The organism is Pseudomonas chlororaphis subsp. chlororaphis, assembly GCF_003945765.1.
GTDB lineage: Bacteria > Pseudomonadota > Gammaproteobacteria > Pseudomonadales > Pseudomonadaceae > Aquipseudomonas > Aquipseudomonas chlororaphis.
Genome location: NZ_CP027712.1, coordinates 3,852,001 through 3,866,699 on the forward strand (window position 1 = coordinate 3,852,001; position 14,699 = coordinate 3,866,699).

12 protein-coding genes and 1 pseudogene are annotated in these 14,699 nt (G+C 66.2%); 10 read left to right on the forward strand and 3 right to left on the reverse strand.

Annotated features, from left to right (window positions below):
* Positions 1 to 260 precede the first annotated feature (260 nt).
* The 4 genes from C4K27_RS17450 to C4K27_RS17465 all read left to right on the forward strand — a co-directional run bounded on the left by C4K27_RS17450 (position 261) and on the right by C4K27_RS17465 (position 4,413).
* Positions 261 to 1,043, forward strand: coding sequence for a sugar phosphate isomerase/epimerase family protein (locus C4K27_RS17450; RefSeq protein ID WP_053261602.1), 783 nt, complete (start codon positions 261 to 263; stop codon positions 1,041 to 1,043).
* The gene (locus tag C4K27_RS17455) at positions 1,036 to 2,022 is read left to right on the forward strand and encodes a sugar kinase (RefSeq protein ID WP_053261455.1); all 987 of its coding nucleotides are present in this window, start codon (positions 1,036 to 1,038) and stop codon (positions 2,020 to 2,022) included. Before C4K27_RS17450 ends, C4K27_RS17455 begins: the two co-directional genes overlap by 8 nt.
* Positions 2,023 to 2,105: 83 nt before the next feature.
* Positions 2,106 to 3,401 (forward strand): MFS transporter, encoded by a 1,296-nt coding sequence (locus C4K27_RS17460; RefSeq protein WP_009044177.1) that lies wholly within the window; start codon positions 2,106 to 2,108, stop codon positions 3,399 to 3,401.
* Between the two features lie 19 nt (positions 3,402 to 3,420).
* Complete coding sequence (locus C4K27_RS17465; protein ID WP_053261456.1) at positions 3,421 to 4,413, forward strand: 2-hydroxyacid dehydrogenase; 993 nt, start codon at positions 3,421 to 3,423, stop codon at positions 4,411 to 4,413.
* A gap of 134 nt (positions 4,414 to 4,547) precedes the next feature.
* Here the strand turns inward: C4K27_RS17465 and C4K27_RS17470 are convergent, their stop codons facing one another.
* The 3 genes and pseudogenes from C4K27_RS17470 to C4K27_RS31765 all read right to left on the reverse strand — a co-directional run.
* Positions 4,548 to 5,744, reverse strand: a complete 1,197-nt coding sequence (locus tag C4K27_RS17470) for a pyridoxal phosphate-dependent aminotransferase (protein ID WP_053261457.1) — start codon at positions 5,742 to 5,744, stop codon at positions 4,548 to 4,550.
* Between the two features lie 37 nt (positions 5,745 to 5,781).
* Positions 5,782 to 6,645, reverse strand: coding sequence for a methyl-accepting chemotaxis protein (locus C4K27_RS31760; protein ID WP_371919074.1), 864 nt, complete (start codon positions 6,643 to 6,645; stop codon positions 5,782 to 5,784).
* Positions 6,640 to 7,446 (reverse strand): annotated as a pseudogene (locus C4K27_RS31765) (MCP four helix bundle domain-containing protein); the annotation flags it as partial. The pseudogene C4K27_RS31765 and the gene C4K27_RS31760, both read right to left, overlap by 6 nt.
* Positions 7,447 to 7,798: 352 nt before the next feature.
* Here C4K27_RS31765 and hpaB point away from each other — a divergent pair.
* The 6 genes from hpaB to C4K27_RS17505 all read left to right on the forward strand — a co-directional run bounded on the left by hpaB (position 7,799) and on the right by C4K27_RS17505 (position 14,697).
* The gene (hpaB, locus tag C4K27_RS17480; protein WP_053261459.1) at positions 7,799 to 9,361 is read left to right on the forward strand and encodes a 4-hydroxyphenylacetate 3-monooxygenase, oxygenase component; all 1,563 of its coding nucleotides are present in this window, start codon (positions 7,799 to 7,801) and stop codon (positions 9,359 to 9,361) included.
* Positions 9,362 to 9,436: 75 nt separating this feature from the next.
* Positions 9,437 to 9,949, forward strand: coding sequence for a 4-hydroxyphenylacetate 3-monooxygenase, reductase component (gene hpaC / locus C4K27_RS17485; RefSeq protein WP_053261460.1), 513 nt, complete (start codon positions 9,437 to 9,439; stop codon positions 9,947 to 9,949).
* 293 nt (positions 9,950 to 10,242) lie between these two features.
* The gene (locus C4K27_RS17490) at positions 10,243 to 11,220 is read left to right on the forward strand and encodes a helix-turn-helix transcriptional regulator (protein WP_053261461.1); all 978 of its coding nucleotides are present in this window, start codon (positions 10,243 to 10,245) and stop codon (positions 11,218 to 11,220) included.
* A gap of 136 nt (positions 11,221 to 11,356) precedes the next feature.
* Complete coding sequence (locus C4K27_RS17495) at positions 11,357 to 12,232, forward strand: transporter (protein WP_053261462.1); 876 nt, start codon at positions 11,357 to 11,359, stop codon at positions 12,230 to 12,232.
* Positions 12,233 to 12,256: 24 nt separating this feature from the next.
* Positions 12,257 to 13,432, forward strand: a complete 1,176-nt coding sequence (locus tag C4K27_RS17500) for an MFS transporter (protein ID WP_053261463.1) — start codon at positions 12,257 to 12,259, stop codon at positions 13,430 to 13,432.
* Between the two features lie 146 nt (positions 13,433 to 13,578).
* Positions 13,579 to 14,697, forward strand: coding sequence for a class II histone deacetylase (locus tag C4K27_RS17505; RefSeq protein ID WP_081002293.1), 1,119 nt, complete (start codon positions 13,579 to 13,581; stop codon positions 14,695 to 14,697).
* The last annotated feature ends 2 nt before the right edge of the window (positions 14,698 to 14,699 follow it).

Genomic DNA, 14,699 nt, shown 5'->3' on the forward strand with positions numbered 1-14,699 from the left:
CCACTGATCGACTCGGGAATCGCGGTGCCGGTGTAGCCGCTGCCGAGCCTGCGAGGCTGCGATCGGCAACGCAGTTGCCGCAAGACCTGCGTCCGCGATCGGCCTGGAAAACGCTTCGGCCGGGTTACGACGGCTACGCCGCCGATCGCAGCCTGCGGCAGCGGCTACAGGGAACGGCGCAGGCATGAAGATAGGGAAACGAGCTTCTTTTTGGGGGCTTTTTTTGAGAAGAAATGAAACCGGTTTCAGAGGCCATGAGCATGAATAAATCGCCTGTCTCCATCAGCCTGTCCAGCTACGGCGCCGACCGCGTCCGTGAGCAGGGCCAGGGCAGTTTCATCGAGGTGCTGGCCGCCGCCGGCGCGTCGCGCATCGAATGGCGCGAAGAGCTGCTGACCGTCGAAGACCCGTCCCAGCTGGCCCGGGCCACCCGCGAGCGGCAACTGGAAAGCGTGTTTTCTTCGCCGCTGGAACTCTGGGTGGTCGGGCGTTCCCGGGCCAACCCGCTGCTGGAACAGGCGCTGCAACGGGCCGAAGCCTTCGGCGCGAAAAGCCTCAAGGTGTCCCTGGGGTATTTCACCGAGCACAACGACCTGCCCCAGCTGGCCCTGCTGCTAGCGCAGTCCCCGGTGCAATTGCTGGTGGAAAACGACCAGACCCTGCACGGCGGGCGCATCGAACCCTTCCAGCGCTTCTTCGCCGAGGTCGAGCGCCACCGCCTGCCGGTGCAGATGACCTTCGATATCGGCAACTGGCAGTGGCAGGACCAGTCCGCCTCCGTCGCCGCGCGCCTGCTCGGCCGGCACGTCGGCTACGTGCACTGCAAGGCCGTGGCCCGGCGCGCCGACGGCAAGCTGGTGGCGATACCGCCGGGCATGGCCGACCTGCACCTGTGGGAACAATTGCTGCGGCACATGACTCAAGGTGTGACCCGGGCCGTGGAATACCCGCTGCAAGGCGAAGACCTGGTGCAGCTGACCCGCGAACACGTCGCCACCCTCGCCCGCCTCGGCCAGTCCCGCCTGGAGCACGCCCATGTCTGAGCTCGATATCCTGTCGTTCGGTGAAACCATGGCGATGTTCGTCGCCGAACAGAGCGGCGACCTGGCCCGGGTCGGCCACTTCCACAAACGCATCGCCGGCGCCGACAGCAACGTGGCCATCGGCCTGTCGCGCCTGGGCTTCAAGGTCGGCTGGCTGAGCCGGGTCGGCGCCGACTCCCTGGGGCGTTTCGTCATCGACAGCCTGCAAGCCGAAGGCGTGGACTGCCGCTACGTCGCCACCGACCGGCTACACCCCACCGGTTTCCAGCTCAAGTCCCTGGAGGAGCACGGCGACGATCCACGGGTGGAATACTTCCGCCGCGGTTCCGCGGCCAGCCACCTGAGCGTCGCCGACATCGCCCCCCAGCTGCTGCGCGCCCGGCACCTGCACGCCACCGGCATTCCCCCGGCGCTCTCAACCTCGGCCCGTGACCTGTCCCACAGCCTGATGAGCAAGATGCGCGCGGCCGGCCGCAGCGTGTCCTTCGACCCGAACCTGCGGCCCAGCCTGTGGGGCAGCGAACAACTGATGATCGACGAAATCAACCGCCTGGCCGTGCTCGCCCACTGGGTGCTGCCGGGCCTGAGCGAAGGCCGCCTGCTGACCGGCTATGAAGACCCGGCCGATATCGCCGCGTTTTACCTGGACCAGGGCGTCGAGGCCGTGGCGATCAAGCTCGGTGCCCATGGCGCCTATTACCGCACCCATTTGCACGAAGGTTTCGTCGAAGCCGTGCCGGTGACCCAGGTGGTCGACACCGTGGGCGCCGGCGACGGTTTCGCCGTCGGCCTGATCAGCGCCCTGCTGGAAAACCACAGCGTCGCCGAGGCCGTGCAGCGCGCCAACTGGATTGGCAGCCGCGCGGTGCAGAGCCGGGGCGACATGGAAGGTTTGCCAAGCCGCGATGAACTGCCCGTGGCCGCCGCGCAAGCGCTCGCCAGCCGGCCCACGGCAACGGAAACCGTACAAGCCCTATAGCGACAAAACCGTGAAGACACCTCAACCCGACTGAACCTTGCGTTACCTGTTGCGACAAAAACAACAAGCTCAGGAGCACCCTTATGCAAACGCTGAAACTCGCCACCCGCCGCTGGTGGTACATCATGCCCATCGTGTTCATCACCTACAGCCTGGCGTACCTGGACCGCGCCAACTACGGGTTCGCCGCCGCCTCCGGGATGGCCGCCGACCTGATGATCACCCCGGGCCTGTCGTCCCTGCTCGGCGCCTTGTTCTTCCTCGGTTACTTTTTCTTCCAGGTACCGGGGGCGATCTACGCGCAAAAACACAGCGTCAAGAAGCTGATCTTCGTCAGCCTGATCCTCTGGGGCGGCCTGGCCACCCTCACCGGCGTGGTGTCCAACGCCTATTGGCTGATCGCCATCCGCTTCATGCTCGGGGTGGTCGAAGCCGCGGTGATGCCGGCGATGCTGGTCTACCTGTGCCATTGGTTCACCCGGGCCGAACGCTCGCGGGCCAACACCTTCCTGATCCTCGGCAACCCGGTGACCATGCTCTGGATGTCGGTGGTCTCGGGGTACCTGGTGGAGCATTTCAGCTGGCGCTGGATGTTCATCATCGAAGGCTTGCCGGCGGTGCTCTGGGCCTTTATCTGGTGGCGCCTGGCCGATGACCGCCCAAGCGCGGCGAAGTGGCTCAGCGACCAGGAAAAACACGACCTGGAAAGCGCCCTGGCCGCCGAACAGGTGGGCATCAAGGCGGTGAAGAACTACGCCGAAGCCTTCCGCTCGCCCAAGGTGATCATCCTCGCCCTGCAGTTCTTCTGCTGGAGCATCGGCGTCTACGGCTTCGTGCTGTGGCTGCCGTCGATCCTCAAGCACGGCGCGCAGATGGACATGGTCGAGGCCGGCTGGCTGTCGGCGCTGCCTTACCTGGCTGCGGTGATCGCCATGCTCGGGGTGTCCTGGGGCTCGGACCGGATCCAGAAGCGCAAGCGTTTCGTCTGGCCGCCGCTGCTGATCGCCTCCTTCGCCTTCTACGGCTCCTACCTGCTGGGCGCCGAGCACTTCTGGTGGTCCTACAGCCTGCTGGTGATCGCCGGCGCCTGCATGTACGCGCCTTATGGGCCGTTCTTCGCCATCGTCCCGGAGATCCTCCCGGCCAACGTCGCCGGCGGCGCCATGGCGCTGATCAACAGCATGGGCGCCCTGGGCTCGTTCGGCGGCTCCTACCTGGTGGGCTACCTGAACAGCGCCACCGGCTCGCCCGGCGCCTCCTACCTGCTGATGAGCGGTGCACTGCTGCTGTCGGTGCTGCTGACCCTCTTTCTCAACCCGGGCGCCAGCGACCGCCAGCGCAGCGCGCTGCCGGTACGTCGCCGCCTGGCGCATTCCTGAATCGAACAAGGTGAACCCCATGAAAAAACAGGTCGTGCTGTACAAGAAACTCTCGCCGCCGCTGATGGCCCGCCTGCATGAGCAGGCCCAGGTGACCCTGATCGAAGACCTCAGTGCCCAGGGCCTGGCCAAGCTGCGCAGCGCCCTGCCCGCCGCCCAGGGCCTGCTCGGCGCCAGCTTGCGCCTGGATGCCGAACTGCTGGACCTGGCGCCACACCTGGAAGCGGTGGCCAGCGTGTCGGTGGGCGTCGACAACTACGACATCGACTACCTGACCCGCCGCGACATCCTGCTCAGCAACACCCCGGATGTGCTCACCGAAACCACCGCCGACACCGGTTTCGCCCTGATCCTGGCCAGCGCCCGGCGCGTGGTGGAGCTGGCCAACCTGGTGCGCGCCGGCCAGTGGAACCGCAATATCGGCCCGCTGCATTTCGGCAGCGACGTGCACGGCAAGACCCTGGGCATCATCGGCATGGGGCGGATCGGCGAAGCCCTGGCCCAGCGCGGCCATTTCGGCTTCGGCATGCCGGTGATCTACCACAGCAACAGCCCGAAACCGGCGGTGGAACAACGTTTCGGCGCCCGCTACTGCAGCCTGCCGGAGCTGCTGCAACAGGCCGACTTCATCTGCCTGACCCTGCCGCTGACGGACCAGACCCTGGGCCTGATCGGCCGTGAAGAGTTCGCCCTGATGCGTCCGGAAAGCATCTTCATCAATATTTCCCGGGGCAAGGTGGTGGACGAACAGGCGCTGATCGAAGCCTTGCAGCAACGGCGGATTCGCGCGGCCGGGCTGGATGTGTTCGAGCGTGAGCCCCTGGGCCACGACTCGCCGCTGTTGCAGCTGAACAATGTGGTGGCCACCCCGCACATCGGCTCGGCGACCTTCGAGACCCGCGAGGCCATGGCCCGCTGCGCGGTCGACAACCTGCTGGCGGCCCTGGCCGGTCAGCGTCCGGCCAACCTGGTCAACCCCCGGGCCTGGGAGCGCCGCAAGGCTGCGGTGTGACGCTGTAGCTGCCCGACCGTCCGATCCACCCTGTAGCCGCTGCCGCAGCCTGCGATAGGTCCGCAGGACCTCGGCGTCCTGAAGATCGCCACGACCGTTCCGGTCGATCGCAGCCTGCGGCAGCGGCTACAGGCTCAGCGGCGTTTTGAGGATCGGCCTTCGAGCAGGTCCTGGGTGCAACGCACGATCCGCTGGCAGGCGTCCGCCAGACGCTGTTGATCCACCACCAGGCCGATACGGATATGCCCCGCCGCGCTGGGGCCGAAGGCCTCGCCGGCGAGCACCGAGACGCCGTGCCCTTCCAGCAGCAGCTCGGCGAATTGCTGGGCGCCCAAGCCGGTTTCCCGCACATCGACCATGACGAACATGCCGCCATCGGGCTTGACCGGTTTCAACCCCGGGCATTGGCTCAGTTGCGCGCACACCAGGTCGCGGCGCTGGCGATATTCCTCGCGCATCTGTTCCAGTTCCGGCAGGTCGGCGTCCAGCGCCACCACCGCGGCGTTCTGCACAAAGTCCGGCAATCCGTACAACATGCACAGCGCCAGATGGCTCAGGTGCCCGGCCAGGGCCTGGGGCGCCACCACCCAGCCGACCCGCCAGCCGGTCATGGCATGGGACTTGGACAGGCTGTTGATGGTCGCCGTGCGCTCGGCCATGCCCGGCAGGCTGCCGGGGCTGATGTGTTCGCCGTCGAACAGCAGGTCGCTGTAGACTTCGTCGGAAATCAGCCACAGGTCATGCTCGACGCACAGGCGCGCCAGGGCCTGCCAGGTTTCCCGGGACAGGCTGGCGCCGGAGGGGTTGTTCGGGCTGTTGAGCATCAGCGCGCGGGTCTTGGGCGTGATGCGCGCGGCGACCGCGGAGGGCTCGACGCGAAAACCGTTCTCCGGGCGCACCGGAATCGGCAGCACCTTGGCCCCGCAAGCACCGAACACCCCTTCGTAGGTGACGTACATCGGCTCGGCCACCAGCACCTCGTCGCCGGGGTCGAGCAGGCACTGGGCCACGGAAAACACCGCGCACTGCGCCCCCGGTAGCACCACCACGTGCTCGGCGTCCACCGCCTGGCCGCTGCGGGTGGCATGGCGGTGGGCGATGCGGGTACGCAACGAACGATTGCCGCGCACCTCCGAATAGTGGGTGTCGCCCGCCAGCAGGCTATCGATGGCGGCCTGGACGATCGGCCGCGGGGTGTCGAAATCCGGGTCGCCGATGGTCAGCAGCAGCACATCGACGCCCTGCTCGCGCAGCTCCAGGGCGCGGTAGTGAATCTGCCAGGCCGCGGCACCTTCGCCGGCGATCCGTTGGGTCAAGGCTGAATAGCGCATCTCGCTCTCCTTGGGCACGCATTCCAACAACCCTAACTCAAATCACAAAGCGCGCCACCATCGCATTCAAATCCACCGCCAGGCGCGACAGCTCATGGCTGGCGGCGCTGGTCTGGTTGGCCCCGGCGGCCGACTGGGTGGCCAGGTCGCGGATATTCACCAGGTTGCGATCGACCTCGCGGGACACCTGGGCCTGCTCTTCCGAAGCGCTGGCAATCACCAGGTTGCGCTCGTTGATCAAGTTGATCGATTCGGCGATCTGCTCCAGGGCCACGCCGGCGGCGCGGGCCATTTCCAGGGTGTTCTGGGTGCGCTGGTTGCTTTGCTGCATCGACTGCACCGCCTCGCCCGTGCCGTTCTGGATGCCGGCGACCATCTTTTCGATTTCCTGGGTCGATTGCGCGGTGCGATGGGCCAGCGCCCGCACCTCGTCGGCCACCACCGCGAACCCGCGCCCGGCCTCGCCGGCGCGGGCCGCCTCGATGGCTGCGTTGAGGGCCAGCAGGTTGGTCTGCTCGGCGATGGCGCGGATCACGTCGAGCACCTTGCCGATGTCGCGGCCCTGGGTGGCCAGGCCTTCGATCATCACCGAAGTGCTCTGCACGTCGTGGGTCATGGTCTGGATCGCGTCGACGGTTTCCACCACCCGGTCGCGACCTTCGCGGGCGGCCTGGGTCGACTGGTGCGAGGCTTCGGAAGTCGACACGGCGTTGCGCGCCACCTCTTCCACGGCGGCGGTCATTTCGTTGACGGCGGTGGCCGCCTGTTCGATTTCGTTGTTCTGCTGCTGCAAGCCACGGGAGGCTTCCTCGGTGACCGCGCTGAGTTCTTCCGAGGCCGAGGCCAGTTGGGTCGCCGAGCCGGAGATCTGCTCGATGGTCTTGCGCAGGTTGCCCTGCATCTCGTTCAGCGCCACCAACAGGCGGGCCGGTTCGTCCTTGCCGTCGACCTCGATGGCCTGGGTCAGGTTGCCCGAAGCGATGGTCTGCGCGGCCAGCAGCGCGCGGTTCAACGGGGTGACGATGCTGCGGGTCAGCAGCAGGGCCAGTATTACCGTGAGCAGGGCCGCGACCACCGCCACGGCGATGATGCCGGTGATGGCGCCGTGGTAATGCTCACCGGCCAGGTCAGACGCCTGAGTGGCCCCAGCCTTGTTGATCGCCACCAGTTTATTCAACTGCTCGCCCATCTGGTCGGTGCCGTCCTTGATCCGCGTATTGATCAGGGTGCGCAGCTCCTCGAGCTTGTTCTGTCGCGACAGCTCCAGCATGTCGTTCTGCGCTTGCAGGTACTTTTCCAGGGTCGCCGCGAAGGTCTTGTACAGGGCCACTTCCTCTTCCCCCGCCGGCAAGGCGGCGTAGCTGGCCTGGGCCTGCTTGAGCTTGTCCACCAGCACGCCGATACGCGTCTGCGCTTCCTGCAGGCCGGCCGGCTCGCGGTTGACCAGTACCCGGAACGAGAGAATCCGCAGACGCAGCACGTTTTCGGTGACGTTGCCGAGGAACCCTACGCTGGGCAGCTGGTTGCTTTCCATTTCCAGGGAGGCCTGTCGGATGATCGACATGCGGTTGACGGCGAACACACCCAGCGCGATGACCAGCAACGCGATGAACGCAAAACCGAGGAAAGCTCGAGGCGCGATATTCATATTACGTAGGGACATAGGATGACTCTCGGGATATTGAGGACTGCGAGCATCCATGCACTGAACCCTGTCGCCAGCGGCGGCTGGCGGCCTGACAGGTGGGCGCCACTGTTGTAGTTGGTCTGTGGGCCTAATAGCGATATCGGCCGGGCTTTAGGTTTTTTGCAGGCCCCGGCGAAAATATTTTTCGTCGCCACGAAAGTGTTTCAACGGTGAAACGGGTGGCCTTGCCGGATCGGTTCCGCGTCCATGATCTGCCCCATGACCAGGCCCATGACCTACTCCATGACCAGCCCCATGAAAAGTGCAATTCATTCGCCGGAAAAGCCATTCAGTCGCCGCCCCGTCCTGCCCATCATGGGCCCCAGCTCGCAATGGCAATTCATAACAACAACGACTGGAGTGGATGATGAAACCCGAAGACTTCCGTGCCGAGACCAACCGCCCGCTGACCGGCGCCGAATACCTAGCCAGCCTGCGCGATGATCGCGAAATCTACATTTATGGCGACCGGGTCAAGGATGTGACCAGCCACCCGGCGTTCCGCAACTCCGCCGCCTCCATGGCGCGCCTCTATGACGCCCTGCATGACCCCGAGACCAAGGACAAGCTGTGCTGGGCCACCGACACCGGCAACGGCGGCTACACCCACAAGTTCTTCCGCTCGGCGAAAAGCGCCGACGACCTGCGCCAGCAGCGCGACGCCATCGCCGAGTGGTCGCGCCTGACCTACGGCTGGATGGGCCGCAGCCCGGACTACAAGGCCGCCTTCGGCAGCGCCCTGGGCGCCAACCCGGAGTTCTATGGCAAGTTCGCGGACAACGCCCGCACCTGGTACAAGCGCATCCAGGAAGCCTGCCTGTACCTCAACCACGCCATCGTCAACCCGCCGATCGACCGCGACAAGCCGGTGGACCAGGTCAAGGACGTGTTCATCTCGGTGGACGAGGAAGTCGAAGGCGGGATCATCGTCAGCGGCGCCAAGGTGGTGGCCACCAACTCGGCCCTGACCCACTACAACTTCGTCGGCCAGGGTTCGGCGCAGCTCTTGGGCGACAACACCGACTTCGCCCTGATGTTCATCGCACCGATGAACACCCGCGGCATGAAGCTGATCTGCCGCCCGTCCTACGAACTGCAGGCCGGCATGACCGGTTCGCCGTTCGACTACCCGCTGTCCAGCCGCTTCGACGAGAACGACGCGATCCTGATCATGGACAAGGTGTTCATCCCCTGGGAAAACGTGCTGATCTACCGCGACTTCGAACGCTGCCGGCAGTGGTTCCCGCAAGGCGGTTTCGGCCGGCTGTTCCCGATGCAGGGCTGCACCCGGCTGGCGGTCAAGCTCGACTTCATCACCGGGCTGCTGGTCAAGGCCTTGCAGTGCACCGGTTCCCTGGAGTTTCGCGGGGTGCAGGCGCAGGTTGGCGAGGTGGTGGCCTGGCGCAACCTGTTCTGGTCGCTGACCGACGCCATGCACGGCAACGCCAGCGAATGGCTCAATGGCGCCTTCCTGCCCAGCGCCCAGGCCTTGCAGGCCTACCGGGTCCTGGCGCCCCAGGCCTACACCGACATCAAGAAGATCATCGAGCAGGTGGTGGCCAGCGGCCTGATCTACCTGCCGTCCGGCTCCCGCGACCTCAAGGACCCGATGCTCAACCAGTACCTGAGCACCTATTGCCGGGGGTCGGCGGGCATGGGCCACGAGGAGCGGATCAAGATCCTCAAGCTGCTGTGGGATGCCATCGGCACCGAGTTCGGCGGCCGCCACGAGCTGTACGAAATCAACTACGCCGGCAGCCAGGACGAAATCCGCATGCAGTGCCTGCGCCATGCCCAGGCCACCGGCTTGATGAAAGCCATGACCGACCTGGTGGACCAATGCCTGGGCGACTACGACCTCGATGGCTGGACGGTGCCGCACCTGACCAATCCGGACGACATCAACATGCTCGACCGCATCCGCCAGTAAGTGCCGCCCGACCTGAATGACCCGCGGGGCGCCCCCCGATTGCCGGCGCCCGCGGGTTCACCCGAGGAATCTGTCATGACTCAACTCGATCCCAAGCAACAGGCTTTTCGCGATGCCATGGCGCACATGACCGCGGCGGTCAACGTCATCACCAGCAACGGCCCGGCCGGACGCTGCGGCATCACCGCCACCGCGGTCTGCTCGGTCACCGACAGCCCGCCCAGCCTGATGGTCTGCGTCAACCGCAACAGCGCCCTGAACCCGGTGTTCAAGCGCAACGGCCAGCTCTGCGTCAACGTACTCTGCGGTGAACATGAAGAGGTCGCCCGGCACTTCGCCGGCATGACCGGGGTGGAGATGGAGCAGCGCTTCAGCCTGCACCCCTGGCGCGACGGCCAGGGCGCCCTGCCGGTGCTCGACGGCGCCCTGGCCAGCCTGCTGGGACGCATCACCGAGGTGCAGGAGGTCGGCACCCATTCGGTGATGCTGGTGCAGCTGGATGAAATCTGCGTGCGCGAACACGGCGACTCGCTGGTGTATTTCAGCCGTGGTTTCCATCGTTTGCAGCGGGCCGTCCAGGCGGCCTGATCTTCTGATCTTTTGTAGGAGCGGCCGGTCGACGCTCGATTGCTCGCGATAGCCGTGCAGCGGCGATGGGCCTGCCAACGCGCGTTATCGTTGCAGATTTATCGCGGGCAAGCCTCGCTCCTACAGAAGCCAATATCCCCGCCAGGCCTCCCCTTCATCCTGCATCTGTAGGATAGCGATCCCCCGCCAACCCGACGATACTCGTGCCCAGGCCCTGCCCACGTCCCTGGACGTTCCGGTCCCTACTGACTCCGTGACGAAAACAATAAGAAAGTCGCACAGAGGAACACCCGATGAGCCGTCATGATCATGCTCACGCCAGCCTGCTGGAAGCCTTCAGCTCGCTGACCCTGGAGTTGCAGCGCCTGGCGCAGCACAAGGACATCGAACATTTCCATGGCCATGCGCTGAACCGCATCGGCCAGTTGCTGCCCTTCGACAGCGCCTGGTGGGGCCGAGCCGCGCTGATCGACAGCCTGCCAGAAGAACACAGCTCCTACCTCCATCACTTGCCCCCCAGCTACCTGCCGGACTGGCAGTCGATCAAACACGTCGACGTCACCGTCGGCCGGGTCCATGCGCACCCGGGCCGGGCGGTGATCGTCGACATGCGCGACCCGGCCAACGGCCCCGGCCTGAACTGGCTGGGCACGACCTATGGCATCGGCGAGTTGCTGTGCGTGGTGTACATCGACCCGCAGACCCACCTCAGCGACCACCTGGCGCTGTACCGCGCGCCCGGCGCCAAACGTTTCGACGCCGACGACTGCCTGCTGCTGAACAACCTGATGCTGCACCTGGTGGCCGCGGTGTCGGCCAACCAGATCCGCACCCTGGTGGCCATGCGCGAAACCCTCACCAGCCCGCGCAACCTGGCGCTGGCGGTGTGTGACCAGCGCGGCACCCTGCACTGCGCCGAACGCGGCTTCGTCGACCTGCTGCTCGGCGAGTGGCCGGACTGGAGCGGCCCCTGCCTGCCCGTACCCATGGCCGATGGCGGTTACGAAGGCCGGCACCTGCAATGCGAGGCCTCGCCGGTGGGCGACCTGTTCCTGCTCGCCGCCCGCGGCCGCACGCTGCTGACCCAACTGAGCCCACGGGAAAACGACGTGGCCCTGGGCTTCGGCGAAGGCAAGACCTACAAGGAAATCGCCCGCGAGCTGGGCCTGTCGCCGAACACCGTGCGCCATCACATCCGCGCCATCTACAACAAGCTCGGGGTCAAGGACAAGACCCGCATCGCCCATCTGCTGCATGCTCCGCCCGACTGACGTTTACCTCCCTCGCTGACTGACTTCCGCGCTGTCGTTTTGACGGCCACGGGCCGCTGTTGCCCTTTTTCCAGCCACTGCCGCGTACCGGCGAGCACTTCGCCGCACAACAACTCAAAGAACAGAGGTTACGCCCATGACCAGAACGCTTGCGCACCACACCGCCCTGGCCTTCACCGGTGCCCTGCTGAGCCTGAACGCCAGCGCCGCCGACCTCAACGCCCGCGACTTCTTCGGCGCGCCCTCGGGCACCAGCCTGGGCGTGCTGTACCTGCCGGCGACCCGCGCCGACGACTTCCACGGTCCTGCCGACAGCACCGGCAAGGCCGAGCTGAAGGTCAACGCCCTGGCCTATCGCCAGGTATTTTTCACCGACATCTGCGGCACCCTGTGCACCCCGCAATTCATCGTGCCTTTCGCCGATATCGACGCGCGCCTGCCCGGTGCCAATCGCCACACCGGGGAAAGCGGCTTCGGCGACCCGCAGGTCGGCGGCACCCTGTTTTTCATCAACGACCCGGCCAGCCGAACCTACAGCGGCCTGCTGACCCTGATCACCCTGCCGGTGGGCGAATACCACGGCGGCAACCCGGATGTCTCGCCGGGCGCCAACCGCTGGGGCGCGACCTTCGTTTACAACTACACCCAGGGCGTCGGCGAAAAGTGGGTGCTGGAAACCAACCTCGAAGCCCAGCTCTACGGCAAGAACGACGATTACTTCGGCAGCGACCTGAAGCAGGACCCGCTGTACCGCCTGCAAGCCTTCGCCTCCTATGACTTCACCAGCAGTACCTATGGCGCCCTGCGGCTGATCCACGCCGACGGTGGCGAGCTGCGGATCAACGACCAGCGCATCGACGACACCCACAAGCGCTACACCCAGGTCGGCTTCGAGGTCGGCCACTGGCTGGACCAGCAGAACCAGCTGATGTTCGGCCTCTCGCAAAACGTCGCCACCCGTAACGGCTACCACGGCACCGACGCCTTGCTGCGTCTGGTCCACGTGTTCTGAAGCGTTTTTCCGGAGCTACCCACCATGACGACCCCCATAATCGACAAGAGCCAGCTGCTCACCGGCGAGCAGCCGCACCCCACGTCATCCCTGGCTGTGCTGGCGGCCATCGTGCTGTTCGCCGCCATCACCCCGACCATCCTCATGACCGCCCCGGCGGTGGCCGCGCAACTGGCCAGCCAATGGCAACTGAGCCCGTCACAGATCGGCGACCTGTTCTCCACTGAACTGGGGGCCATGAGCCTGGCCACCCTGCCCGCCTTCTGGTGGCTCAAGCGCGTCGACTGGCGCCGCGCGGCGCTGCTGGCCGGGGCGCTGTTCATCGTCGCCAACCTGCTGTCGATCTGGGCCCAGGGTTATGGCGCGCTGCTGGCCCTGCGTTTCTGCAGTGCCCTGGCCGGCGGTTCGCTGATGATCATCTGCCTGTCCAGCGCCGCCTCCACCGCCAACCCCAGCCGGACCTACGGCCTGTGGGTCATGGGCCAACTGGTGGTCGGGGCAATCGGCCTGAGCATTCTGCCGCGGTTGTTCGAGCATTACGGCCTGGCGGCCTGCTACCTGCTGCTGGCGCTGCTGATGAGCCTGTGCCTGCCCCTGGCGCGCTATTTTCCCCAGGGCGCGCCGCCCCCGGAAAAAACCGCGGGGCAGGCAGCCGCCGCGCCGAAGTGGCAGGCCCTGTGCGGCATTCTCGGCATCCTCGGTTTCTATATCAGCCTCAGCGGGGTCTGGACCTTTATCGGTTCGATCAGCGCCAAGGCCGGCATCTCCGCGCAAGCCAGCGGCGAGCTGCTGGCCGTCGCCACGGTCATGGGCATCGTCGGCGCCGGCTGCGCCTCGCTGATCGGTAATCGCCTGCCGCGCCTGCTGTTGCTGCTGTTCGGCTACAGCCTGATGGCCGGCTCGGTGCTGTTGCTGCTGGGCGCGCCGCCCCTGGCGCGCTTCGCCCTCGCCGCCCTGGCCTTCAAGTTCACCTGGACCTTCATCCTGCCGCTGATCCTCGCCTGCCTGGCCGACCTCGACCGCTCCGGCAAGCTGATGAACGCCTCCAACCTGGTGATCGGCGGCGGCCTGGCCATCGGCCCCGCGCTGGCCGGGCGGTTGATCGAAAGCACCGGTGGCTTCCAGCCCCTGCTGATCGGCGGGGCCGGCCTGACCCTGCTGTCGCTGGCGCTGATCCTCGGCTGCCGGCGCAATCCCTGAATCCCCTGAACCCCTGTAGCCGCTGCCGAAGGCTGCGATCGGCCCGCAGGGCCGTTGCGGTTTCCAGATCGCTGAAGGCCTTCGGCCTTATCGCAGCCTACGGCAGCGGCTACAAATTTTCGCCCCATAGATAGATGGATATGCCCATGACCCGTAAAACCGCGTTTTTCTTCGATGAACTCAGCCTCTGGCACAGCGCCGGGCTGCATGCGCTGACGCTGCCGGTGGGCGGCTGGGTGCAACCGCCCGCCGCGGCCGGGCACGCCGAATCGCCGGAAACCAAGCGCCGCCTGAAAAGCCTGCTGGACGTCTCCGGCCTGACCCGCCACCTGCTGGTGCGCAGCGCCACGGCCGCCACCGAGGAGGACCTGCTGCGGGTGCACAGCGCCGAGTACCTGCAACGCTTCAAGGCCCTGAGCGAGGCCGGTGGCGGCGAACTCGGCCCGCAAGCGCCGATCGGCCCGGGTAGCTACGAAATCGCCCGGCTCTCCGCCGGCCTGGCCATCGCCGCGGTGGACGCGGTGCTCGGCGGCGAAGCCAACAACGCCTACTCGCTATCGCGTCCGCCGGGGCACCATTGCCTGGCCGACGGCGCCATGGGCTTCTGCTTCCTGGCCAATATCGCCATCGCCATCGAGGCGGCCAAGGCCAGGCGCGGCCTGGGCAAGGTCGCGGTGATCGACTGGGACGTGCACCACGGCAACGGCACCCAGTCGATCTTCGAGGAGCGCGGCGACGTGCTGACCCTTTCCCTGCACCAGGACGGCTGCTTCCCGCCCGGCTACAGCGGCGAACAGGACCGTGGCCGCGGTGCCGGGCTGGGGGCCAACCTCAATATCCCGCTGCTGCCCGGCAGCGGGCACGATGCGTACCTGCATGCCCTGCAACGCATCGTGATCCCGGCCCTGGAGCGCTTCGAACCGGAGCTGATCATCGTTGCCTGCGGCTACGACGCCAACGCGGTCGACCCGCTGGCGCGGATGCTGCTGCACAGCGACTCGTTCCGCGCCATGACCCGCCAGGTGCGTGAAGCCGCCGAGCGCCTGTGCCAGGGCCGCCTGGTGCTGGTGCATGAGGGCGGTTATTCCGAAGCCTATGTGCCCTTCTGCGGGCTGGCGACGGTCGAGGAGCTGGCCGGCGTCAGGACCGCGGTGACCGACCCGATGCTGGAGTTCGTGCAGCTGCAGCAGCCCAATCCCCGGTTCCAGGCCTTTCAACGCCAGTTGATCGATGATCTGGCACAAACCTTCCTCAACGACCACTGACC

What these genes read in the sequence shown, in the direction of transcription:
- hpaB (WP_053261459.1), top strand. Translation starts at nt 7,799, where the DNA reads ATGAAACCCGAAGACTTCCGTGCCGAGACCAACCGCCCGCTGACCGGC.
- hpaC (WP_053261460.1), top strand. Translation starts at nt 9,437, where the DNA reads ATGACTCAACTCGATCCCAAGCAACAGGCTTTTCGCGATGCCATGGCG.
- C4K27_RS17455 (WP_053261455.1), top strand. Translation starts at nt 1,036, where the DNA reads ATGTCTGAGCTCGATATCCTGTCGTTCGGTGAAACCATGGCGATGTTC.
- C4K27_RS17470 (WP_053261457.1), bottom strand. Translation starts at nt 5,744, where the DNA reads ATGCGCTATTCAGCCTTGACCCAACGGATCGCCGGCGAAGGTGCCGCG.
- C4K27_RS31760 (WP_371919074.1), bottom strand. Translation starts at nt 6,645, where the DNA reads ATGCAGGGCAACCTGCGCAAGACCATCGAGCAGATCTCCGGCTCGGCG.
- C4K27_RS17500 (WP_053261463.1), top strand. Translation starts at nt 12,257, where the DNA reads ATGACGACCCCCATAATCGACAAGAGCCAGCTGCTCACCGGCGAGCAG.
- C4K27_RS17460 (WP_009044177.1), top strand. Translation starts at nt 2,106, where the DNA reads ATGCAAACGCTGAAACTCGCCACCCGCCGCTGGTGGTACATCATGCCC.
- C4K27_RS17465 (WP_053261456.1), top strand. Translation starts at nt 3,421, where the DNA reads ATGAAAAAACAGGTCGTGCTGTACAAGAAACTCTCGCCGCCGCTGATG.
- C4K27_RS17490 (WP_053261461.1), top strand. Translation starts at nt 10,243, where the DNA reads ATGAGCCGTCATGATCATGCTCACGCCAGCCTGCTGGAAGCCTTCAGC.
- C4K27_RS17495 (WP_053261462.1), top strand. Translation starts at nt 11,357, where the DNA reads ATGACCAGAACGCTTGCGCACCACACCGCCCTGGCCTTCACCGGTGCC.
- C4K27_RS17450 (WP_053261602.1), top strand. Translation starts at nt 261, where the DNA reads ATGAATAAATCGCCTGTCTCCATCAGCCTGTCCAGCTACGGCGCCGAC.
- C4K27_RS17505 (WP_081002293.1), top strand. Translation starts at nt 13,579, where the DNA reads ATGACCCGTAAAACCGCGTTTTTCTTCGATGAACTCAGCCTCTGGCAC.